18 protein-coding genes (1 of these 18 cut by a window edge) are annotated in these 21,229 nt (G+C 71.9%); 6 read left to right on the top strand and 12 right to left on the bottom strand.

All coding sequences use genetic code 11. The features are described 5' to 3' along the window. On the top strand, nucleotides 1-1,123 hold the 3' end of the coding sequence (locus JI746_RS18390; protein WP_236599945.1) for a multicopper oxidase domain-containing protein. The gene continues 1,676 nt to the left of window position 1, outside the view; only the last 1,123 of its 2,799 coding nucleotides appear in the window; its start codon lies beyond the left edge, outside the window; it ends in the stop codon at nucleotides 1,121-1,123. A gap of 86 nt (nucleotides 1,124-1,209) precedes the next feature. Here the strand turns inward: JI746_RS18390 and JI746_RS18385 are convergent, their stop codons facing one another. The 3 genes from JI746_RS18385 to JI746_RS18375 form a co-directional block, all read right to left on the bottom strand. Next, a complete protein-coding gene (locus tag JI746_RS18385; RefSeq protein WP_201691855.1) occupies nucleotides 1,210-2,643 on the bottom strand; it encodes an aspartate ammonia-lyase in 1,434 nt (477 codons plus the stop codon). Between the two features lie 205 nt (nucleotides 2,644-2,848). Further along, complete coding sequence (gndA, locus tag JI746_RS18380) at nucleotides 2,849-4,258, bottom strand: NADP-dependent phosphogluconate dehydrogenase (protein ID WP_201691658.1); 1,410 nt, start codon at nucleotides 4,256-4,258, stop codon at nucleotides 2,849-2,851. A gap of 44 nt (nucleotides 4,259-4,302) precedes the next feature. Beyond that, nucleotides 4,303-6,216 (bottom strand): ABC transporter ATP-binding protein, encoded by a 1,914-nt coding sequence (locus tag JI746_RS18375; protein WP_201691656.1) that lies wholly within the window; start codon nucleotides 6,214-6,216, stop codon nucleotides 4,303-4,305. 293 nt (nucleotides 6,217-6,509) lie between these two features. Here JI746_RS18375 and JI746_RS18370 point away from each other — a divergent pair, with 293 nt between their 5' ends. Beyond that, nucleotides 6,510-7,493 carry a hypothetical protein gene (locus JI746_RS18370; RefSeq protein ID WP_201691654.1) on the top strand — a complete coding sequence of 328 codons (984 nt, stop codon included), beginning with the start codon at nucleotides 6,510-6,512 and terminating at the stop codon, nucleotides 7,491-7,493. A 19-nt stretch (nucleotides 7,494-7,512) separates the two neighbouring features. Here JI746_RS18370 and JI746_RS18365 read toward each other — a convergent pair whose 3' ends face one another. Next, complete coding sequence (locus JI746_RS18365) at nucleotides 7,513-8,475, bottom strand: transporter (protein ID WP_201691652.1); 963 nt, start codon at nucleotides 8,473-8,475, stop codon at nucleotides 7,513-7,515. A 70-nt stretch (nucleotides 8,476-8,545) separates the two neighbouring features. Beyond that, nucleotides 8,546-8,914, bottom strand: coding sequence for a hypothetical protein (locus tag JI746_RS18360; protein ID WP_201691650.1), 369 nt, complete (start codon nucleotides 8,912-8,914; stop codon nucleotides 8,546-8,548). A gap of 46 nt (nucleotides 8,915-8,960) precedes the next feature. Here JI746_RS18360 and JI746_RS18355 point away from each other — a divergent pair, with 46 nt between their 5' ends. Then, nucleotides 8,961-9,443 (top strand): thioredoxin family protein, encoded by a 483-nt coding sequence (locus JI746_RS18355; RefSeq protein WP_201691648.1) that lies wholly within the window; start codon nucleotides 8,961-8,963, stop codon nucleotides 9,441-9,443. A gap of 136 nt (nucleotides 9,444-9,579) precedes the next feature. Further along, nucleotides 9,580-12,318 (top strand): response regulator, encoded by a 2,739-nt coding sequence (locus JI746_RS18350; protein WP_201691646.1) that lies wholly within the window; start codon nucleotides 9,580-9,582, stop codon nucleotides 12,316-12,318. On the opposite strand, the gene JI746_RS18345 is transcribed toward JI746_RS18350, so the two are convergent. After that, entirely contained in the window at nucleotides 12,315-12,704 is a 390-nt protein-coding gene (locus tag JI746_RS18345) for a response regulator (RefSeq protein ID WP_236599944.1), read from the bottom strand. The two genes, JI746_RS18350 and JI746_RS18345, sit on opposite strands and share 4 nt — an antisense overlap. 200 nt (nucleotides 12,705-12,904) lie before the next feature. On the opposite strand from JI746_RS18345, the gene JI746_RS18340 reads away from it, so the two are divergent. Together JI746_RS18340 and JI746_RS18335 are read left to right on the top strand one after the other, a co-directional pair. Beyond that, complete coding sequence (locus tag JI746_RS18340; protein WP_201691637.1) at nucleotides 12,905-14,647, top strand: ABC transporter transmembrane domain-containing protein; 1,743 nt, start codon at nucleotides 12,905-12,907, stop codon at nucleotides 14,645-14,647. Beyond that, nucleotides 14,637-16,454, top strand: a complete 1,818-nt coding sequence (locus JI746_RS18335; protein WP_201691628.1) for an ABC transporter ATP-binding protein — start codon at nucleotides 14,637-14,639, stop codon at nucleotides 16,452-16,454. Before JI746_RS18340 ends, JI746_RS18335 begins: the two co-directional genes overlap by 11 nt. A gap of 1 nt (nucleotide 16,455) precedes the next feature. On the opposite strand, the gene JI746_RS18330 is transcribed toward JI746_RS18335, so the two are convergent. The 6 genes from JI746_RS18330 to JI746_RS18305 all read right to left on the bottom strand — a co-directional run bounded on the left by JI746_RS18330 (nucleotide 16,456) and on the right by JI746_RS18305 (nucleotide 21,213). Beyond that, nucleotides 16,456-16,866 (bottom strand): ABC transporter substrate-binding protein, encoded by a 411-nt coding sequence (locus tag JI746_RS18330; protein ID WP_201691620.1) that lies wholly within the window; start codon nucleotides 16,864-16,866, stop codon nucleotides 16,456-16,458. A 91-nt stretch (nucleotides 16,867-16,957) separates the two neighbouring features. Next, entirely contained in the window at nucleotides 16,958-18,388 is a 1,431-nt protein-coding gene (locus JI746_RS18325; protein ID WP_201691618.1) for an NAD(P)/FAD-dependent oxidoreductase, read from the bottom strand. A 4-nt stretch (nucleotides 18,389-18,392) separates the two neighbouring features. After that, on the bottom strand, nucleotides 18,393-18,788 hold the full coding sequence (locus tag JI746_RS18320; protein ID WP_201691616.1) for a hypothetical protein: 396 nt from the start codon (nucleotides 18,786-18,788) through the stop codon (nucleotides 18,393-18,395). Next, a complete protein-coding gene (locus JI746_RS18315; RefSeq protein ID WP_201691614.1) occupies nucleotides 18,788-19,057 on the bottom strand; it encodes a hypothetical protein in 270 nt (89 codons plus the stop codon). Before JI746_RS18315 ends, JI746_RS18320 begins: the two co-directional genes overlap by 1 nt. Before the next feature lie 136 nt (nucleotides 19,058-19,193). Beyond that, nucleotides 19,194-20,297: an enolase C-terminal domain-like protein gene (locus JI746_RS18310; RefSeq protein WP_201691613.1), complete on the bottom strand. Its 1,104-nt coding sequence runs from the start codon at nucleotides 20,295-20,297 to the stop codon at nucleotides 19,194-19,196. Beyond that, a complete protein-coding gene (locus tag JI746_RS18305; RefSeq protein WP_201691611.1) occupies nucleotides 20,290-21,213 on the bottom strand; it encodes a ketopantoate reductase family protein in 924 nt (307 codons plus the stop codon). The genes JI746_RS18310 and JI746_RS18305 overlap by 8 nt, the downstream gene beginning before the upstream one ends. Between the last annotated feature and the right edge of the window lie 16 nt (nucleotides 21,214-21,229).

The raw sequence follows: 21,229 nt of genomic DNA, 5'->3' as shown, positions 1-21,229 counted from the left end.
GCTGGTGGCGGAAGTCAACGGCAACAAGGGCGAGATGCCCGGACCGCAAGGCTCCGGCGTGTCGTACAACCGCGTGCCGTTCCACCTGGTGGCCAACGACGGCAACATCATGGAGCATGCCGTTCCCTTCGACGGCACCATGGACCTCGACGCCAACGGCAATGCCGCCGAGCACAAGGGCGTGCTGCCCGCCCAGGGCATTGCGGAACGCTTCGACATCATCGTCGACTTCTCCAAGTTCGCCCCGGGCACGAAGCTGTTCTTCGTCAACACGATGCACCACGACACCGGCCTGCTGGCCAAGGTCAAGATCCCGGTGGCCGACATCGTCTCGGAGAAGTACAAGGCCGTCCTGGACGCGAAGAAGACCAGCTGGGACAAGGGTGACCCGACGGTCGGCAAGGCGCTGCAGCTCACGGTGAAGGCGTACACGGGCACCGACCTGAGCATGAACCCGGGCGAGTTCGAACCGGCCCACGCCGGCAAGCCCGCGGGCAAGAAGATGATCCCGCTGTGGCTCAACCGGGACGACCCGGCGCAGATGGCCGCGCTGGCGAACGCGCGCCACCGGTCCTTCGACTTCGGTCGCTCGAGCGGTACCGACCTGAACCCGTGGACTGTGAAGGCCGACGGTGGCGTCGCCTACGCCGCGGATCCGCGCCGCATCAGCGCCGCCCCGCACCTGGCCACCGGCCCGACCGACGCCGGCTTCTCCGGCGACGGCTCGCTGGAAGTCTGGAAGATCTCTTCCGGCGGCGGCTGGAACCACCCGGTGCACATCCACTTCGAGGAAGGAATCGTGCTGAACCGCGACGGCAAGGCGCCGCCCGAGTGGGAGAAGTGGACGCGCAAGGACGTGTACCGCATCGGTGGCGGCCCCGACACGAGCGGCACGCTGGAACTCGCGATCCACTTCCGTGAATTCGCCGGGACCTACGTCGAGCACTGCCACAACACGCAGCACGAGGACAACGCCATGCTGATCCGGTGGGACATCGAGCACCCCGGCCAGTTCCAGGTGATGCCCACCCCGCTGCCGACGTGGGACGGTGTCGAGTACGCACCTTCGGTGGGCGTGCCGACCTTCCGCACCGGGGACGGCACCTTCAGCTCCACCCGCTGATCCGCAAGGAGCCTGCAACGAGGACGGCGCCGCGAGGCGCCGTCCTTTTTCGTCCTGGCCGCTGCCCCGGCAGGTTGCCCGACCCCTTACCGCGTGAACTCGGGGCTGATCAGGTTGTCGAAGGAGAAGACCTGGTCCCACTGCTCCTGCGTGAGCAGCTGGCGCTCCTGCACCACGATCTCGTGCAGCGACTTGCCGGTCTCGAAGCCTTCGCGGGCGATCTCGGCGCACAGCTTGTAGCCCAACTGCGGCTTCAGCACGGTCACGATGCCCAGCGAATGGAGCACCATGTCGCGCGTGCGTTCGGCGTTGGCCGTGATGCCGTCGACGCAGTTCACCCGCAGGCTGTCCACCGCGTTCTCCATCGTGGAGATCGAGGTGAAGAGCGCGAAGGTGATCACCGGCTCCATCACATTGAGCTGCAACTGGCCGGCCGAAGCGGCCAGCGTCACGGTCAGGTCGAGGCCGATCACCAGGAAACCGACCTGGTTGACCACTTCCGGGATCACCGGGTTGACCTTGCCCGGCATGATCGAGGAGCCGGGCTGCATCTGCGGCAGGTTGATCTCGTTGAAGCCGCAGCGCGGCCCCGAGGCCAGCAGGCGCAGGTCGTTGCAGATCTTGGTGAGCTTGGAGGAGGTGCGCTTGAGCACGCCGGACAGCAGCACATAGGCGCCGGTGTCGGAGGTCGCCTCGACAAGGTCCCCGGCCAGGATGAACTGCAGGCCGGTGATCTCGGACAGGTAGCGCGTGGCGAGTTCCGGATAGCCGGGTGCCGCGGTGACCATGGTGCCGATGGCGGTCGCACCGAGGTTGATCTCGTGCAGGAACTGCCGCACTTCGGCGATGCGCTGCACCTCTTCGCCCAGCGTCGTGCCCCAGCCGTGGAACTCCTGCCCCAGTGACATCGGCACCGCATCCTGCAGGTGGGTGCGGCCCATCTTCAGCACGCGTTCGAATTCCCGGCCCTTGGCGAAGAAGGCCTGCTGCAGGCGCGTCAAGGCCTCCATGTAGCGCGCCAGCCGCAGGATCAGCGCGAGGCGGAAGGCGGTCGGGTAGACGTCGTTGGTGGACTGGCCGTAGTTGACGTGGTCGTTGGGGCTGACGTACTGGTACTCGCCCTTCTCGCGACCGAGCTGTTCGAGCGCCAGGTTGGCGATGACCTCGTTGGCGTTCATGTTGGTCGACGTGCCGGCGCCGCCCTGGATGAAGTCGGTGCGGAACTGGTCGCGCATCTCGCCGGCAATGAGCTTGTCGCACGCCGCCACGATGGCGTCGGCGACCCCCGGGTCCAGCACGCCGAGATCGCGGTTGGCCAGCGCCGCGGCCTTCTTCACGTAGCCGAAGGCGCGCACGAACTCGGGCTCGGCCGACATCGGCACGCCCGTGATGCGGAAGTTGTCCATGCCGCGCTGCGTCTGCACGCCGTAGTAGGCGTCGGCCGGAATCTGGCGTTCACCGAGGAAGTCGCGCTCGGTCCGCGTCTTCACTTCCGCGGCGGGAAGGCCTGCTTCGCTCATGCCATGGCTTGCGGTTTTCACGATGCGCTTTCGTTGTGGCGATGCAAGGCATTCTGCCCGCCGCATGCGGCCCATCGTTGCCGTTCCTCAAGGCGCGAGCCGCGCGGTGCAGCCGCTTCGGCATGCGCCGATGCCGCCCGCGCATGCAGGGGAAAGGGCAGGCGAGGAAGCGCTGGCCTGCGGGCGCCGGTGGCCCGCAGCGCGTTCAGTCCACCCAGTGCGTGTGGAACTTGCCGGCGCGATCGAGCCGCTCGTACTTGTGCGCGCCGAAGTAGTCGCGCTGCGCCTGCAGCAGGTTCGCCGGCAGGCGCGGGGCGCGATAGCTGTCGTAGTACGCCAGCGCGCTCATGAACGCCGGGGCGGGCACGCCGTGCAGCGCCGCCGTCGCGACGACCTCGCGCAGCGCCTGCTGGCAGTCCTGCATCACGCCGGCGAAGTGCGGATCGACCAGCAGGTTGGCCAGCTTCGCGTCGCGCGCATAGGCGTGGCGGATGTCCTCCAGCAGGCGGGCGCGGATGATGCAGCCGGCGCGCCACAGGCCGGCGATGGTGCCGTGCGCCAGGTCCCAGCTGTATTCGCGGTCGGCGGCGGCGAGCAGCGCGAAGCCCTGTGCATAGGCGCAGATCTTGGCGGCCAGCAGGGCGCGCCGGATCTTCTCCGTGAAGCCGGCGCGCTCGCCCGTGAACTGCAGCTTCGGCCCCGCCAGCACACCGGCGGCGGCGGCGCGTTCGGCGCGCACCGCGCTCACCGTGCGCGCGAACACCGCATCGGCGATGGTCGGCGCCGTCACCCCGAGGTCCAGCGCCGCCTGGCTGGCCCACTTGCCCGTGCCCTTCTGTTCCGCCGTGTCGACGATCACGTCGACCAGCGCGCCGCCGCTCTCGGGATCGGTGCGCGAGAGGATGTCGGCCGTGATGTCGACCAGGTAGCTGGAGAGCTCGCCGCGGCTCCATTCGGCGAACACCGCGCTCATCTCGCGCGGCTGCAGCCCGAGCAGCTGCTGCATCAGGAAGTACGCCTCGCAGATGGTCTGCATGTCCGCGTACTCGATGCCGTTGTGGACCATCTTCACGAAGTGGCCGGACGCGCCGGGGCCGATCCACTCGCAGCACGGCGTGTCGTCCTCGGCGCGCGCGGCGATCGCCTGCAGCAGCGGCCGGACCACGGGCCAGGCCTGGGCGTCGCCGCCGGGCATGATCGAGGGACCGCGCAGCGCGCCCTCCTCGCCGCCGCTGACGCCGGCGCCCACGTAGAGGATGCCCGAGCCGGTGAGTTCGGCGATGCGGCGCTGGGTGTCGGTGAAGCGCGTGTTGCCGCCGTCGATCACGACGTCGCCCGGATGGAGCAGCGGCCGCAGGTCGCGCAGCACCGCATCGACGGGCGCGCCGGCCGGCACCATCAGCAGCAGCACGCGCGGCGCGCGCAGCGAGGCCACCAGCTCCTGCAGCGAGCGCGGCGCCTCGGTGCCGAGGCGGCTGGCGAAGCTGGCGCGCTTGTGCTCCTCCAGGTCGAAGCCCGTGACGGCGAAGCCGTGGCCGTGCAGGTTGAGGGCGAGGTTCTCGCCCATGACGCCCAGGCCGACCAGGGCGACGTCGAAGGACTGCGGGGTTTCCATCCGCGGATTGTCCGCGACCGCCGGGGGCCGCGTTGCGAGGCCTATCAGTGTTCCAGCGCGCCGAATGCGGACTCGCGCGCGGGCGGCAGGGCGTGGCGGCGTGCGCCCACCGGCCTGTCGCGGCCCAGGCCGGTCTCGAGCCCGCGTGCATGGCGCGCGAACAGGCGGGCGTAGTAGCCGCCTTGCGCCAGCAGTTCGGCGTGCGTGCCGGTCGCCTCGATGCGGCCGTTCTTCATCACCACGATGCGGTCGGCATCGACCACCGTGGAGAGCCGGTGGGCCACGACGATGGTCGTGCGGCCGGCCGTCAGGCGCTGCAGCGCCGCCTGCACCAGCGCCTCGCTCTCGTTGTCCAGCGCGCTGGTCGCTTCGTCCAGCACCAGGATGGGCGGATTCTTGAGGATCGCCCGCGCGATCGCGATGCGCTGCTTCTGCCCGCCCGACAGGCCGGCACCGCGTTCACCGACCACCGTGTCGTAGCCCTGGGGCAGCGCGGCGATGAACTCGTGCGCGTTCGCCGCCCGCGCGGCCGCCTCGACCTGCTCGCGCGCGGCGCCCGGCGTGCCGTAGGCGATGTTGGCCAGGATCGTGTCGTTGAACAGGTGGACGTCCTGCATCACGCTGCCCACCTGCCGGCGCAGCGACTTCTGCGTGCAGCGGCGCAGGTCGACGCCGTCCACCAGGATGCGGCCGGACGTCGGCGCGTGCAGGCGCTCCAGCAGCGACACCAGGGTGGTCTTGCCGCAGCCGCTCGGGCCGACCAGGGCGACCGTCTGGCCGGGTGCGATCTCCAGCGCGATGTCACGCAGCACCGGCCGGCCTTCGCCATAAGCGAAGCACACGCCTTCGAAGCGCACCGAGCCTTGCGTGACGACCAGGTCGGCGGCCCCCGGCAGGTCGGCCACGGGGTCGGGCGCATCGAGGATCGCGCACACGCTTTCCATCGCCACGCCGGCACGGCGCACCGTGCTGTAGATGCTGGTCAGGCCCTGGATCGGGCCGAACAGGCCGCCCACGTACTGCAGGGCGGCGATCAGCGTGCCGACCGTGCCCTGCCCGTTGAGCACCAGCCAGGCGCCCAGCCCGGCGACCGACAACCGCGCCGCCGCCGCCGACAGGCCTTGCAGCGAATTCGTGCGCGCATCGCGGCGCGCCCCGCGCGTGACGCGCTCGTTGCCCTGCGCCACGGCTTCCAGGAAGCGCCGGGTCTCGGCCTTCTCCATGGCGAAGCCCTTGACCGTGCGGATGCCGGCCAGCACCTCGGTCCAGCGGCCGAAGGTGGCGCTCCAGTGCGCCAGCAGGGCCTTGTCGCGCCGGCTCTGTTCCGGCGCGGCCCGCATCCCGATCAGCGCCGGCAGCGGCGCGAAGATGCAGATGGCCAGCGCCAGCCGCCAATCGAGCTGGACCAGTGCGGCCAGCGCCAGCAGCAGGTAGACCACCGCCGGCAGCGCACGGAAACCGAGCTCCGCCACCGCCGCCACGAAGCCGTCGATCGAGGTGTTGATGCGGTTGATGGTGGCGCCCACCGTCTGCTGCTGGTGGTAGGTGAGGGGCAGCTGGTGCAGCTTGGCCGTGACGCGCTGGCGCAGGGCGAAGTCGAGGTCCAGCCGCACGCGCCAGCTGCGCGTCTCCAGCAGGCGGGCGAGCCACACCTGCGCCAGCTCCGCCGCCGCGACGACCGCCAGGGCCCACAGCACGGTGCGGCCGACCTGCCCCGGCAGCGGCCGCGCCCCGGGCAGCTGCGCGGCGGCGACGCGGCCGAGCGTGTCCACCAGGCCCATCACCGCCAGCGGCGCGGCGGCGCTGACGGCCGCCAGCAGCAGGGCGACGAGCAGCACCTTGGTGATCGGTCGCTCGAATCCCTGCAGCCAGGGCAGCGCGCGCAGCACCAGCGCACGGGCACTGCCGGGCGCGGCCGGTGGGCGGCGGGAGGGGCTATCGATCGTGAGGGTGGACATGGTAGGGGCGGGGGCCCGCCGCCTGCCGCGCGGGCAATTGGAGCGGCGCCGAGTATCCAACGCCCATGGATGAGCTTGGTTGACAGCTGTCAAGGGGGCAGACCCGCACTCGCAACTTTTCCACACTCCCGGCCGGCGGCCGAAGCGAGCACCTGCCGCGCCGGTAAGCTCGCCGGTCTTCCGGGGGGCCCGCGCGGGCGGATTCCTTGACCGGGGACAGGATCCCGTCTTTGGCCTGTCGCCACGCAAGGCCTTGCCTTGCCGCGGCTGACACACTTATTCACAATTCGCCCATGCACCTGCCTTCCCTGCGCATGGCCCTGGTCGGCTTTCCCGACCCCGGCTTTCCCGAGTCCCTGCTGCGCGCCCGCAGCCACCCGGCCTGGGAGGCGGCTTCCCTGGACGACGCCGATGCCCTGTGGGTGGCCGGTGGCTCCGCGCACCTGGAAGCGGACAGCCTGGTGCGCGTCTGGAACGGGGAGGACAAGCCGGCCGTGGTGCTGCACCTGCACACGCTGGAGCGGCCCGTCACCTTCACGTTGCCGCTGGCCGATCCCCGCATGCAGGACGTCGGCCAGGTCGACCTGCAGAACCCCGGCCAGGTGGAGTACGCGCTGCGCCGCACCGAACAGTCGCTGCGCGCCGTGCTGCTGCAACTGGCCATGGGGCAGCAGATCGCCGAGCGCATGCAGAGCCTGAGCGCCCACACCTACCACCTGACGCTGAAGGAGAAACTCGTCGGCGTGGTCAGCGTGCCGGGCCGCATCGGCATCGACCTGGGCCTGGGCCCCGACGATCTGGCGGAAGCACGCTGGGTGGCGCGGCCGGCCTTCGCCAACGACATCCCCAAGTGGTTCCTGCCCACCAGCTTCGCCGAATGCCTGTGGCTGTACGCTGGCCGGGTGGAGACGGACCTGCTGCCCAACCGGTATCGCAGCGCGCCGCTGTATTTCCGCTGCGTGCCGCGGGTGTCGCAGCGGCTGATGCAGAACGTGCACTACGCCGTGCTGTCCGAACTGGCGACGGCGCCGCGCACCTTCGCCGAGCTGCAGGAGTCCATCGGCCTGCCGCGGCAGGAGCTGGACGCCGTGCTCACGGCGCTCTATTTCTCCGGCAGCATCACCTGCAACCCGGAGCGGGCGGCCCGCCGCGGCGCCGTCGCCAACCGCGACGCCGTCACGGCCAGCGAATTGCGCAACTCGATGTTCCCGCCGGCCGGCCCGGCCTCCGGCGTGCCGGATGCGACGATGCCGGCGCCGCTGGAGTGGCGCCCTTAGGCGCCCTCCTCGTTCGGCCTCAGAAGCGCGTCGCCAGTCCCACCGCGATGGCGCGCCGCGCCGTCAGCTGCACGCCGTTGACGCTCTGGCGCAGCGGCAGCTGGTAGAACGCGTAGACGCGCATCCGCTCGCCCAGGTCGTAGCTCAGGCCCGGACTGAGGAACAGCGAGCGGCTGCCGCTGTCCTCGGGCTCGGCCTCGGCGCCGCGATCGCGACGCTTGACCACCGCATTGAGCTGCAGCAGGCCGGCGAACTTCTCGCCCAGCCGGCGCGCATAGCCCAGGTCGAGCGTGAGCTGCGCGCCCGGCGCGAAGCCGTCGTGCTTGTTCAGCGCTTGCTGCAACTGCGCCTGGGCGAACCACGAGCCGGTGTCGGACAGCTGCTGGTGGAAGAAGGCCCCGGCGATGGCGTCGGTCGTGCCGGTGCCGGGCTGCAGGCTGCGCTCCGCCACGTCGCCCGCGGCGTTGTCGACGTGGGTGCGGCCGGTCGGCAGCTTCACGCCGAAGATCACCCCGGCGTTGCTGGTGCCGGTGCCGACGGGCTGCTGGTAGCGGCCGGTCAGGCGCAGGTCGCCGATCTCGCGGAAATCCCAGCGCTCGGGCACCAGGCCGCCGTCGTGGTGGTGCAGGTGGAAGTGCTTGCGGTCGACGATCGGCAGGCCGACCGAATAGCCCCAGCCCGAGGCGAAGCCACGGCTGTAGTTCACCAGCAGGTTGCGGTTGGCGGTGCTCACCTCGTCGTGGTGGTGCGGGATCTCGCCCACGGCGATGCGGCGCGTGCCGGTGCGCGGCCGGTCCTGGTTGATGTATTCGTAGCGCAGGTCCAGCACGCCGCCCTCGGCGAGGCCGAGCGCGTCGGAGGCCCAGTCGGTGTTGACGGAACAGAAGGCGGAGCCGCAGCTCGCATGCGCCGCGCTGGCGGCAAGAAGGGTGGCAGCGGCCAGCGCCAGTGCGCGTGCCGCCGCCCCAGGGATCTGGTGCACGGTAAGGACTCCTGAAAGCAAGGGGGAGGTCCGCCGGGTCAGCGGCGGACGAAGGCGGAAACGATGCAGCTCAGGAGACCGCGGGCGGGCCGCGCGCCGGCGGCTGCGCCAGCCCTTGCGCGCGCGCAGCCAGCGGCGTGGGCGGCAAGGGACCGAGCGGGGCGGCGCTGCTGCGCGCGGAAAGGGCGAAGTCCTGCGGCGGCGGGGCGGTTGAAAACAGGCAGCCCGGGCATTGGGCCAGGTGGTCCGCGGCCGAGTGCCCGCCGCCGTGGTCGGGGTGCTCCTCGTCGCACTCGTGTGCCGCGTGCTGGCCATGGCCGGCGGCCGGCTCCACCGCCGGCAGCTTCAGCAAGGCGGCCGCCTGCAGCAAGGCGAACCACAGCAGGATCCACGCCGCCACCAGGCGGGCGAGCCGGCGGGATCGGGCCAGGGCAGGCATGCGCCGGATTGTCACCCGATCTGCCGCGCTTGCCTAAAATGGCCGGATGGAAAAGCGCCGCTTCCTTGCCCTGCTGGCCGCGCTGCCGCTGGCGCGGGTGGCCGCCGCAGCACCGCAGGCCGGCCGCTTCGACCCGCAACGCGATGCCGTCGCCGACGTCGAGGCGGCGGTGACGCGCGCACGGGCCGAGGGCAAGTCGGTGCTGGTCGACGTGGGCGGCGAATGGTGCGCCTGGTGCCACATCCTCGACCGCTTCATCGAGGCCCGGCCGGAGGTGCAGCGCACGCTGGAGGACCACTACGTGGTGGTGAAGGTGAACTGGTCGCCGCAGAACCGCAACGAGAAGCTGCTGGCGCGGTGGCCCAAGCCCAGTGGCTACCCGCACCTGTACGTGCTCGATGGCCAGGGGCGGCTGCTCGTCTCGCAGGCCACCGGCGAGCTGGAGGCCGGCCGCGACTACGACGAGCAGAAGATGCTCGCCTTCCTGCGCCGCTACGCGCCGGCGGCCCGGCCCGGCGACAAGATCTAGGGCCCGGCCACCCGGGCACGCGGGGCCCGGTAAATTTCCGCGCCCGCCCCGCGCCCCTGTCGCGGACAGGCCCCAGGGCTGCACGTCGTTGACCCACGGGACATTTCCGCAACTGCGGCGGTTCTACACTGCCCCCATGCATCGCACCTCGAGACTCGCTGCCTTCCTGCTCGCGGCGCTGCTGGTGCTCGTGCTGGCGGGCGTGGCCGGCGCGCGCGCGCCGCAGGCGCGGCAAGGCGTCCTCGACGTGCCGGCGGTGCCCGATCGGCCGCTCGCCCTGCAAGGCCAGTGGGGCTTCGCCTGGCAGCAGTTCGTCGACCCCGCCTGGCAGCAGCTGCCCACGCAAGGCTTCGCCCCCGTGCCTTCGAGCTGGAACACCATCGACGGCAAGCCCGCCGGCGAGAACGGCTGGGGCAGCTACGTGCTGCAGGTCAACTGCCCGGTGGGCGCCTCCCTGGCGATCGAGGCGGTGGGCCAGCGCACCGCCTCGCGGCTGTTCGTCAACGGCACCGAAGTCGCCGCGCACGGCCGCCCCGGGCCTTCGGCGCAGGCGAGCTGGGCGGCCGTGCACAACCGCGTTCCGATCACGCGCGAATTCGCCTGCCCGCTGCGCCTGACGCTGCAGATCTCGAACTTCGACCACCGCGCCGGCGGCTTCGTGCGGCCGATCTGGGCCGGCCCCAGCGACGTGCTGGAGCGCGCGCGCGAGGCGCGGCTGGTGGAGCACGCGGCCCTGCTCACGGCCTACCTCGTCACGGGCGCGGTGGCGCTGATCTTCTTCGCGGTGCGCCCGCGCGAGCCCGTCCCGCTGGTGTTCGGCCTGTTCTGCGTCGCGATCGCCGTGTACACCGACATGATCGGCGAGCGGCTGTTCCTGCGGCCGCTGCCGGACCAGGTCTCGTGGTTCGGCTACATGCGCGTCGAGTACCTGTCCTGGCTGGCCGCCATGGCCTTGTTCCTGCTGACGCTGCGCGGCCTGTTCCCGGTGGAGATCCCGCGCCGCGCCGTCGACGTCGTGCTGGCGATGCTGGGGCTCGCCAGCCTCGCGGTGCTGGCGCTGCCGCCGGCCGTCTACTCCTACCTGGTCGTGCCGGGGCAGGCGATCGCGGTGGTCGTCGCCGTGCTCGTGGCGGTGGCGATGCTGCGCTCGGCGCGCGGTGGCAATACCGATGCGCGCGTCCTGCTGCTGGGGATGCTGGCGGTGCTCGCGACCCTGGCGCTCGACCTGCTGATGATCGACACGCCGGGGCCGGACCGCAAGTTCTCGACCCTCGGCTTCGCGCTGTTCCTGCTGTCGCCCGCCGTCGTGATCGCACGGCGGATGACCGCGGCGCTCAACGCGGAGGAGCGCAGCCGTGCGCTGGAAGAGAACGCCCGCCTGCGCGAGGACGTCGAGCGCATCTCGCGCCACGACCTGAAGACGCCCCTGAACAGCATCCTCGGCGCGGCGCGCCTGCTGCGCGACGACGCCCGACTGGCGCCCGACCAGCAGGAGCTCGTCGGCGTGCTGCAGCGCGCCGGCCTGCGCATGCTGGAAATGGTGAACCTGTCGCTGGGCCTGTTCCGCATGGAGACCGGCACCTATGCGCTGCGGCCGGCGGCGGTGAACCTGCGCGAAGTGGTGTCCCGCGTGCTGGTCGACCTGCATCCCTACGCCGAGGAGCACGGCGTCGCGCTGCAGTGGCGCGGCTCGCATCCGGCGCCGGTGCAGGTCCGCGGCGAGGAACTGCTGTGCTATTCGATCGTCGCCAACCTCGTGAAGAACGCGGTGGAGGCGGCCGGTGCCGGCGCCCAGGTGGACGTGACGCTCGCCGCCGGCGACCCCGTGAGCCTGAGCGTGCACAACCCGGGCGCGGTGCCGCCGGAGATCGCCAGGCGCTTCTTCGAGAAGTACGTGACCGGCCGCAAGATCGCCGGCACCGGACTGGGCACCTATTCCGCGCGGCTGATGGCGCGCGCGCAGCACGGCGAGCTGCGCATGCGCACCGGTGCGCAGGGCACCACGCTCACGCTGACGCTGCCGGCCCTCAAGGGCGCGCTGCCGGCACCGGCCTCGGCCGGCACCGCGCAGGCGCCGCAGGAGGACTGGCTGCGGGCGCTGCCCGCGCGCGAGGTGCTGCTGGTCGACGACGACGAATTCACCCGCCTGGTCACCAGCCGCATGCTGCCCCATCCGCCGTTCCACGTCGAGACGGCGAGCAACGGCCAGGCCGCCGCCGAAGCGATGCTGCGCCGCTGGCCGCACTACCTGCTGCTGGACATGGAAATGCCCTTGCGCAGCGGCGTCGACACCGTGCGCTGGGCCCGCGAACACGAAGCCGCGCAGGGCCTGGCGCCGCTGCGCGTGATCATGATGTCCGGCAACGACGACGAGGCCTCGGCCGCGCGCGCCGGGCAGGCCGGCGCCGACCGCTTCCTGGTCAAGCCGGTCAGCCGCGAGCGCCTGCTGGCCGCCCTGCGCGAGCTGGAACGGCTCCAGCCGGTGCGCCCGGCGAGCGCCGGACCCTCCGCGCTGTTCCAGCCGCACCCCGCGGCGCCGGGCAACGACGCGCCGCGCGCCGAAGACGAGCAGGTGGTGATCGATGCCGAGTGGTCCGAGGTCTTCCCCAATTTCCTGCAACTGCAGCGCGAGACGGTCGATGCGATGGCGCAGGCGGCCGCGGCCGGCCGGCGTGACGAGCTGCGCTTCCTGGCGCACCGCGCCTACGGCGCGCTCGGGGCGATGGGGCTGAACTGGGCGGCGCGCCAGAGCCGGGCGCTGGAACACGGCGCCGCGGACACGCCGGAGCCCGAGCTGCAGCAGCGGGTGCGCGCCTTGCGCGAGCACCTGGACCGGCTGCAGGTCGAATACCGCCCCGCCGACAGCACGTCCTAGCCGGGAGGCTCCTGGGCGCGACGCGCCAGCGCGTGCAGCCACGTGACGAACTGCGTCGTCTGGTCCTTGCCGAACACGTGGTCGGCGCCCAGCCCGACGCAGTGCTCGCGGATCACCGGCGTGACGTAGCTGCTGAAGATCACGACCTGCCCGTGCGGATGCGCGGCGCGGCAGGGCCGGATCACGCCCATGCCCGAGCCGTGCTGCAGCACCAGGTCGAGCACCGCCACATCCCAGTCGCCGGGATGGTCCTCCAGCCAGAGTTTGGCCTCGCCCTCGCTGCTGGCGGTGGCGACGAGCTCCAGCCCGCCGACCGCCGCGAACAGATCGCGCATGAGGGAGTGCATGCTGATCAGGTCATCGACAAGGAATACACGCAGCGTCATACCGCGTCTCCGCCGTCCTTTGTTCTTTGCTGCATTTTCGGGCAGTGCTGGCTGGGCCGTTGTGATGAAAAGGGACGCACCTACAGGCCGGCGAGGCGCTGTCGGGCCAGCAGGCCGTGCGCGGGCGGGCCTGCGGCTGCGCGGCCTTGCGAGCTGCGCAAGAATCGCGGTTTCCCCTCGCGCCCGCGGGCGCCGTTCGCATGTCCCTGTACCGCCTGGTCGGCCGCTTCGTGCTGCGGCACCGCGCCGCCTACGCTGCCTCGGCCGTGATGCTGGTCGGCATCGCCCTCCTGATCGTCTGGATCCCGCGCCAGATCGGCCACGTGGTCGACGGCCTCGTGGCCGGCCAACTGCCGCGCCCCGTGCTGCTGCGCGAGCTGGCCTGGCTGCTGGCCGCCGGGGCTGCCGTGTACTTTCTGCGCGTGGGCTGGCGCTTGCGCCTGTATGCCGCCGCGTACCGCATCGGCGTGGAGCTGCGCGAGCGCCTGTACACGCGCCTGTCGCTGCAGGGCGCCGCGTTCTACCAGGACCACCGCACCGGCAACCTGATGGCGCTGGCCACCAACGACATCGATGCGGTGGAGATGGCGGCCGGCGAGGCGCTGCTGGCCGGCTTCGACGGCTCGCTCACCCTGGTGCTGGTGGTCGGCATGATGTCGCTGGGCGTCGATTGGCGGCTCGCCGCCTTCGCGATCCTGCCCTTTCCCCTGATGGCGTTTGGCTTCTGGCGCATCTCGCGCCACGTACATGCGGCTTCGCGCCAGTCGCTGGAACGCTTCGGCGCCCTCAACGACCACGTGCAGGAGACGCTGGCCGGCGTGCGCACGCTGCGCGCGCTGGGCCTGCAGGCGCGCAGCGAGGCGCAGTTCACCGCGCTGGCCGGCGGCGCGGCGGCCGCCAGCCTGGACGCGCAGCGCTGGGAAGCGGCGTACGAGCCGGCCGTCGGCTGCACCTTCGCGGCGGCGACGGCGATGGTGCTCGGCGCGGGGACCTGGCTGGTGTGGCACGGCCAGCTCACCGTGGGCCAGCTCACCAGCTTCAGCATGTACCTGGGCCAGCTGATCTGGCCGATGTTCGCGGCAGGCTGGGTGCTGTCGCTGCTGGAACGCGGCAAGGCGGCGTGGAGCCGCCTGCAGCCGGTGCTGGATGCGCCCGCGAGCGTGGACGATCGCGGCAGCGTGGCGGCCGTCCGGGCCGGGCCGATCGCAGTGCGCGACGTGCATTTCGCCTACGCCGCCGGCGCGCGGCCGGCGCTGGCGGGCGTGACGCTGGCGCTGCAGCCCGGCCGCACGCTGGGGCTGGTCGGCCCGACGGGCGCCGGCAAGACGACGCTGCTGAAGCTGCTGCTGCGCCAGCACGCGCCCGAGCGCGGCGAGCTGCGCTGGAACGACGTGCCGCTGCAGGCGTACACGCTGCAGGCGCTGCGCGCCGGCATCGCCTGGGTGCCGCAGGAGCCCTTCCTGTTCTCCGCCTCGGTGGCCGAGAACATCGCGCTGGCCAGGCCCGGCGCGACCCGCGCCGAAGTGGAGCAGGCCGCCCGGCTGGCCGCCGTGCATGACGACATCCAGCGCCTGCCGCGCGGCTACGACACGCCGGTGGGGGAGCGGGGCGTCACGCTCTCCGGCGGGCAGCGCCAACGGGTGGCCATCGCGCGCGCCCTGCTGGCCGACGCGCCGCTGCTGCTGCTCGATGACGCGCTGTCGGCCGTCGACACCGAAACCGAGGCGCGCATCCTGGCCCACCTGCGCGCGGCCCGCGTCGGCCGCACCGTGATCATCGTGAGCCATCGCCTGAGCGCGGTGCTCGACGCCGACGACGTGGCGGTGCTGCGCGAGGGCCACCTGGTCGAACAGGGCCGGCACGCGGAACTGGTCGCGGGCCACGGCTGGTATGCGCGCCAGTGGCGCTACCAGCAACTGCAGGCGAGCCTCGATGCCAGCTGAATCCATTCCCGGCCGCCCGCCGGCCGCCGCGCCGGCAGCGCGCCCGCGTTTTCGCGCCGAGGCGGCGGCCCTGCTGCTGCGCGCCGCGAAGCCGGAGCGCCGCCACCTGTGGATCGGCGTCGCCTGGCTGATGGTGGCCGTCGGCTTCGAGGCGCTCGGTCCGCTGGCCGGCAAGTACCTGATCGACAGGTACCTGCTGCCGCACGACGCCGACCTGCCGCGCATCGCCGCGCTGCTGGTGGGCGCCATGCTGGCCGGCGCGGTGGCGAGCTGGGTGCGTTACCTGCAGCTGGTGCGCCTGTCCGGCGTGGCGATGCGCTCGGTGCAGCGCATCCGCGAGGAGGTGTACCGGCACGTGCTGCGGCTGCCGATGGCCTTCTTCGACCACGCGATCACCGGCCAGCTGGTGAGCCGCGTGACCAACGACACCGAAGCCGTCAAGACGCTGTACGTGCAGGTGCTGTTCGTGATCCTGGACAGCCTGATCCTGCTGGCCGGCGCGATGGCGGCCATGCTGTGGCTGGACTGGCGGCTGATGCTGATCGTGGCGGCGCTGGTGCCCGCGGTGGTGCTGATCGTGTTCGCCTACCAGCGCCTGTCCGCGCCCGCCGTGACGCGCAGCCGCGAACTGCGCAGCGAGCTGAACGCGCACGTGGCCGAATCCATCGGCGGGATGGCGGTGCTGCAGGCGGCCAACGCCGCCCCGCGCTTCCGTGACCGCTTCGAGGGATTGAACGAAGGCCACTACCGCTCGCGCCTGGGCGAACTGCGCGCCAACGCCTGGCTGCTGCGGCCGGTGCTGGACTTCCTCAACGTGCTGCTGCTGGCGGTGGTGCTGTGGGTGTTCGGGCTGCGCGCCGGCAGTGCCTCGATGAACGCGATCGAGGTCGGCATCCTTTATGCGTTCATCAGCTACATCGCACGCGTGATCGAGCCGCTGATCCAGATCACCATGCAGTTCTCGCAGCTGCAGCAGGCGCTGATCGGCGCCTCGCGGGTGCAGGCGCTGCTGACGGAAGTGGAGTCGCCGGTGGCGAGCGAGCGCGGTGCGGTGACCCGCGGCGAGATCGCGATCGAAGGCCTCACCTTCGGCTACCAGCCGGGCCGGCCGGTGCTGCACGCGATCGACCTGCGGATTCCCGCCGGCAGCTTCCACGGCATCGTCGGCCACACGGGCAGCGGCAAGACGACCCTGCTGTCGCTGCTGCTGCGCTTCTACGCCGGCGCGCCGGGGCACGTCCGCATCGACGGCGTGCCGCTGGAGGCGATCGGCGAAGACACCTTCCGCGCCAGCGTGGGCATGGTGCCGCAGGAGCCCTTCCTGCTGGCCGCCAGCGCGCGCGAGAACATCGCCATGGGCCGGGCGCTGAGCGATGCGCAGGTCGAGGCGGCCGCCCGCGCCGCCCATGCGCACGACTTCATCGCGGCGCTGGAGCAGGGCTACGACACGCTACTGGGCGAGGGCGGCGCGCGCCTGTCGGTGGGACAGAAGCAGCTGCTGGCGATCGCCCGGGCGCTGGCCGGCGAGCCGCGCATCCTGTTCCTCGACGAGGCCACCGCGCACATCGATTCGGAGACCGAGCAGCTGGTGCAGCAGACGCTGGCGCTGCTGCGCGGACGGGTGACGGTGGTCGCCATCGCGCACCGGCTTTCGACGGTGCGCGAGGCCGACCGGATCGTGGTGCTCAATCACGGCCGGGTCGCCGAGCTGGGCACGCACGCGCAGCTGATGGTGATCGAGGGCGGCCTCTACCAGCGCCTGTACCAGCTGCAGCAACTGGAGGAAGAGGACGAGGAAGTGCAGTGAGCTATTCCAGGTTCTTCGCCGCCGGGCTTTCGCGCGAATACGCAGGCATGGCGAGGAAGGCGCGGGGCTCGTAGCTCCAGAACTGCGACACCTCGGGGAAGGTGTCGACGATCGTGTTCACCAGCTGGCCGTCCTTGCGCTCCACCTTGCGCACGTAGATGTTCAGGACCGGCTTGCCGTATTCGTCGAGCCGGATCGGGCCCATGGGGCCGCTGGCCAGCTTCGCCTGGTGCAGCGCGCGCACGAAGGCGGGCTTGTCCTCGAACCTGCCGTTCACGAGCTTGAGCGCCGCCTCGAGCCACAGCCCCGCGGTGTACGTGCCGGCCGTGTAGAAGCCGGGCGTGACCTTGTACTCGCTGCGCACGGCGTCGACGAAGCGCCGGTTGTCGGGCGTGTCGATGGCGGCCGGCATGGCAGGTCTCCGGGGCGGGTGCGGGGACCGCAGGATAGAAGCTTTGGTTCCCATCCCGGACGCGGGTTAACACCAGCGCCGACGCCAGCGCTCACCCGCCGGGCGACCCCGGTTCAGTGGCGGCGATGACGCGCGCGGAGCGCTGCGAAGTCCAGTAGGCCCAGGCCCAGTCCAGCATCACGATGATGCGGTTGCGAAAGCCGATCAGGAAGTAGATGTGGGCGAACAACCAGAACAGCCACGCGGGCCGGCCGCTGAATTCGATGCGGCGCCACGGCGTCCACAGGTCCACCACCGCGGAATTGCGGCCGATGGTGGCCAGGCTGCCCCAGTCGCGGTAGCGGAACGGCTGCGCCGGCCGGCCGCCGGCACGCAGCAGGATGTTGCGCGCGGCGGTGCGGCCCATCTGCTTGGCCGCCGGCGAAACACCGGGCACCGGCTGCGGTTCCGTGCCGGCGACGTAGCTGCGGGCGGCGGCCAGGTCGCCGATCACGCTGATCTCCGGATGGCCCGCGATGCTCAGGTCCGGCTCGACCTGCACGCGGCCGGCGCGATCGACGGTGGCCGCCGTGGCCTCCGCGATCTGCCGGCCCAGCGGCGACGCGGCCACGCCCGCCGCCCACAGGATGCAGCCGCTCGCGATGCGGTAGGGCGCTGCGTCTCCGGGCGGCTGCACCTGAAGCCCGTGCGCGTCGATCGCCGTCACGCGGGCGCCCACGCGCACCTCGACGCCCAGCTTCTCGAGCTGGCGCTGCGCGCTCGCACCCAGGCGCTCCGGCATCGCCTGCAGCAGGCGCGGGCTGCCTTCGACGAGCAGGATGCGGGCGCGGCTCGGGTCGATGTGGCGGAATTCGCCGGGCAGCGTGCGGCTGGCGATCTCCGCCAGCGTGCCGGCCAGCTCCACGCCGGTCGGTCCGCCGCCGATCACCACGAAGGTGAGCCAGGCCTCGCGCCGCGCCGCATCGGCTTCCTTCTCGGCAGCCTCGAAGGCCACCAGCACCCGGCGCCGGACTTCGAAGGCATCGGCCAGCGTCTTCAGCCCGGGCGCGTGCGCCGCCCATGCGTCGTGTCCGAAGTAGCTGTGGGTCGCACCGGCCGCGACGATCAGGTGGTCGTAGGGCAGCACGGCGCCGTCGGCCAGCCGGACGCTGCGGGCGACGGCATCGATGGCCGTGACTTCGCCCAGCAGGGTCGTGACGTTCGGCTGGTGGCGGAACAGGTGGCGCACCGGCGCGGCGATCGCGGGCGCCGGCAGGCCCGCGGTGGCCACCTGGTACAGCAGCGGCTGGAACAGGTGGTGGTTGGCGCGGTCCACCAGCGTGATCTCGACCTCGGCGCCATGCAGCGCCCGCGCGGCCTCGAGGCCGCCGAAGCCGCAGCCGACGATCACCACGCGCGGGCGCTCGCTGCCGGTGCGCGGCGCGCCTGCGGGGCGACCGCCGCCACGCTCCTCGCCGCCGGGGTCGGACCCGCCCGGGGAGCCGCGCAACAGCACGGGCGAGGCCGCGGCCGACGCGGCCATCCCTTCAGCTTCCCTGCCCGGAGCGCGCCAGCTCGGTGACCGCCACGCTGTCGAAGCCCGCCAGCACCGATTGGGCGACGGAACGTTGTGTCGGCCCGAGCTGGTGCAGCGTGAGCAGGTAGGCGCCGTGGTACTCGGTCGCGCGGAAGTTGGCGTCGTACGCAACCTCGCCGCCGCTGCGCACCGGGGCCGGCGTGCCGCCGTGGTGGGTCTGGCCGTTGCCGATCAGGAAGTTGCTCGCGACCGGACCGGCTTCGTCCTCCAGCACGGTCAGTTCGAGCAGTTCGCGGGCGATGCCGGCGGCGGCCAGCGCGTCCTGCGCCGCCAGCGCATCGTCCAGCGTGGAGAAGGAGCGCACCAGCGCGCTGCGGCGATCCGCGGCGGGATCGGCGGCGGCCATCACATCGGCTCCCGTCCGGCCGTGGCCCAGATGTGCTGCAGGCGGGCGCACAGCCGCCGCAACTCCGGCGTCAGCTCGCCGTCGTCCGCGAGGGCGTGCAAGCCCTGCGCGATCGCCGCCGCGGTGGGCGCGCGTTCGGCGGCCGCGCCATCGAAGGAGAACTTGGTCATGAGGGTGAGCGCGAGCGCCACCCGCTCCTGGCTGGCGGCGTCCAGCCCGCGCAGGGCGGGGCGCACCGCGATGGGGCTGGTCCCGTTGGTGCCTGGCATGGGGTCCTCCTTCGCCGCGCGTGGGCCGGGGTCACGCGCGGATCCGATTAGGCTACCGCCGCGCACCCGGCTTCGTAGGTCGGCGGACTACACGCGTGTAGGACCGCAGGCAGGGCATCGCGCGCAGGCGCTCCCGTCACTCGATCCGGCAGCGCGCGACCTTGTCGGCGTCCCATTCCAGCCCGGTGCCCGGCTGGTCGCGCAGCGGCCAGCAGCCGTCGACGATCTTCACCGGCTCGGCGGCGATGGCATCGCTCCAGTCCACGTATTCGAGCCAGTGGCAGGTCGGCGTGGCGGCGAGCAGGTGCGCGCTGACCTCCGGCATCAGGTGCGAACTCATGGGGATGCCATGCGCCTCGGCCACGCCGGCGGCCTGCATCCAGCCGGTGACGCCGCCGATGCGCGCCACGTCGGGCATCACGAGATCGCAGGCTTGCGCCTCGACGGCGCGCAGCAGGTCCTTGGGACCGTCGAAGTTCTCGCCGATCTGCACCGGCAGATGCAGGTCGCCGGCGAGCGCGGCGCAGCCGGCCAGGTCGTCCTGCCGGATCGGCTCTTCCAGCCAGCTCACGCCTTCGGACTGCAGCGCGCGCCCGCGCAGCAGCGCCTCGTGCCGCGACAGCGCCTGGTTGTAGTCGACCATCAGTTCCACGGCTTCCGGCAGGCGCGCCCGCACCGCGCGCGTGACTGCCAGGTCCTCCTTCAGCGTGGCATACCCCAGGCGCAGCTTCACGGCCTGCAGGCCGCCTTCGAGCAGCGCCTCGGCTTCGTCCGCGGCGGCCTGCGGGCTCATGAGCCCGAGCCCGCAGGAGTTGTACGCGCGCACCGGGCGCGGTGCGCCACCGAGCAGCGTGGTCAGCGGCGCGCCGGCGGCGATCGCCAGCGCGTCCCACAGCGCCATGTCGAACACCGACAGCGCCATGCGCACCATGCCGGTGACGCCGATGAGGGCGAATCGGCGCTGCAGTTTCGCCGCGATCGCCACCGGCGCCACCGGATCGCCGCGCACCACTTCGCAGGCGTCTTCCACCAGCGCCGCGATCGGCTTGGCCGCGCTGCGCCGGTAGCAGAAGATGTAGGCCCGGCCGCTGACGCCCTGCTCCGTGAGCAGTTCCACCAGCAGCAAGGGCGCGGCCTTCACCGTCGCGGCGCTGGTGCCCAGCACGTAGCGCAAGGGCACTTCGACGGCGGTGCAACGGACGCTGCGCACGCGCAGGCCGGACAGCGTGGTTTCAGGCATGGGCGCCTCCTTCGGCATGCAGGGCCAGGATGTCGGCGATCGCGCGGTTCAGCGGTGCAGGCACGCCCTTGGCCTGCCCCAGTTCGACCACGCCACCGGCCAGCCAGCGCACCTCGAGCCGGTTGCCGCGCTCCAGGTCGTGGTGCATGGAGGAGGTCATGTCGGGCGACACGTCGTCGGCCAGCTGCAGCCGCACCTCGGCGTAATCTTCCGGCAGCGGCACGCCGTGCGCGCGCCCCACCGCCACGACTTCGCGCATCACGTCCAGCAGGAAGGCGCGCGTCTGCGGGTTGCTGCGGATCGGGCCGATCGTCCTGCGCATCGTCGTCGTGGTGCCGGAGAGGCCGACCAGGAAGACGAACTTCTCCCAGATGTCGCGCAGGATCTGCTGCGACAGTTCGGCCTTGATGCCGCCGGCCAGGCAGGCGGCCAGCAGCGCCTCGCCGCGCGCCGAGCGCGAGCCGTCGAACTCGCCGAACACCAGGCGCTGCATCGGCCCGGTCTGGCGGATCACGCCCGGGGCGGCGATGGTGGTCGCCACGTAGCCCACGCCGCCCATGAGCTGCCGCGCGTCGAACGCCGCGCGCAGGTACTGGTCCTTCAGCACGCCGTTCTGGAACGACACGATGGTGGTGCCCGGGCCGACCAGCGGCCGGATCTGGGCGATGGCCTGCTCGGTGTCCCACAGCTTCACGCACAGCATGACGACGTCGGCGACGCCCACGTCGGCGACCCGGTCCGTGACGTTCACCTTCGGCAGGTGCATGGGCTCGGGGCCCTCGATGCGCAGGCCTTCGCTGCGCATGGCCTCGAGGTGGCGGCCGCGGGCGATGAAGTGCACGTCGGCGCCGCCCTGCGCGAGCCGCGCGCCGAAGTAGCCGCCCAGTCCACCCGAACCCATGATCGCAATGCGCATCTTTTCTCCTGGTTGG

It is taken from the genome of Ramlibacter alkalitolerans (genome assembly GCF_016722765.1).
GTDB classification, from domain to species: domain Bacteria; phylum Pseudomonadota; class Gammaproteobacteria; order Burkholderiales; family Burkholderiaceae_C; genus Ramlibacter; species Ramlibacter alkalitolerans.
This window is presented reverse-complemented; position numbering and strand designations above follow the sequence as displayed.

Excerpts from the sequence above, each read along its gene's own strand:
- JI746_RS18345 (WP_236599944.1), bottom strand. The coding sequence starts at position 12,704 with ATGACGCTGCGTGTATTCCTTGTCGATGACCTGATCAGCATGCACTCC.
- JI746_RS18325 (WP_201691618.1), bottom strand. The coding sequence starts at position 18,388 with ATGGCCGCGTCGGCCGCGGCCTCGCCCGTGCTGTTGCGCGGCTCCCCG.
- JI746_RS18315 (WP_201691614.1), bottom strand. The coding sequence starts at position 19,057 with ATGCCAGGCACCAACGGGACCAGCCCCATCGCGGTGCGCCCCGCCCTG.
- JI746_RS18370 (WP_201691654.1), top strand. The coding sequence starts at position 6,510 with ATGCACCTGCCTTCCCTGCGCATGGCCCTGGTCGGCTTTCCCGACCCC.
- JI746_RS18320 (WP_201691616.1), bottom strand. The coding sequence starts at position 18,788 with ATGGCCGCCGCCGATCCCGCCGCGGATCGCCGCAGCGCGCTGGTGCGC.
- JI746_RS18360 (WP_201691650.1), bottom strand. The coding sequence starts at position 8,914 with ATGCCTGCCCTGGCCCGATCCCGCCGGCTCGCCCGCCTGGTGGCGGCG.
- JI746_RS18355 (WP_201691648.1), top strand. The coding sequence starts at position 8,961 with ATGGAAAAGCGCCGCTTCCTTGCCCTGCTGGCCGCGCTGCCGCTGGCG.
- JI746_RS18340 (WP_201691637.1), top strand. The coding sequence starts at position 12,905 with ATGTCCCTGTACCGCCTGGTCGGCCGCTTCGTGCTGCGGCACCGCGCC.
- JI746_RS18310 (WP_201691613.1), bottom strand. The coding sequence starts at position 20,297 with ATGCCTGAAACCACGCTGTCCGGCCTGCGCGTGCGCAGCGTCCGTTGC.
- JI746_RS18305 (WP_201691611.1), bottom strand. The coding sequence starts at position 21,213 with ATGCGCATTGCGATCATGGGTTCGGGTGGACTGGGCGGCTACTTCGGC.
- JI746_RS18385 (WP_201691855.1), bottom strand. The coding sequence starts at position 2,643 with ATGAGCGAAGCAGGCCTTCCCGCCGCGGAAGTGAAGACGCGGACCGAG.
- gndA (WP_201691658.1), bottom strand. The coding sequence starts at position 4,258 with ATGGAAACCCCGCAGTCCTTCGACGTCGCCCTGGTCGGCCTGGGCGTC.
- JI746_RS18335 (WP_201691628.1), top strand. The coding sequence starts at position 14,637 with ATGCCAGCTGAATCCATTCCCGGCCGCCCGCCGGCCGCCGCGCCGGCA.
- JI746_RS18375 (WP_201691656.1), bottom strand. The coding sequence starts at position 6,216 with ATGTCCACCCTCACGATCGATAGCCCCTCCCGCCGCCCACCGGCCGCG.
- JI746_RS18350 (WP_201691646.1), top strand. The coding sequence starts at position 9,580 with ATGCATCGCACCTCGAGACTCGCTGCCTTCCTGCTCGCGGCGCTGCTG.
- JI746_RS18330 (WP_201691620.1), bottom strand. The coding sequence starts at position 16,866 with ATGCCGGCCGCCATCGACACGCCCGACAACCGGCGCTTCGTCGACGCC.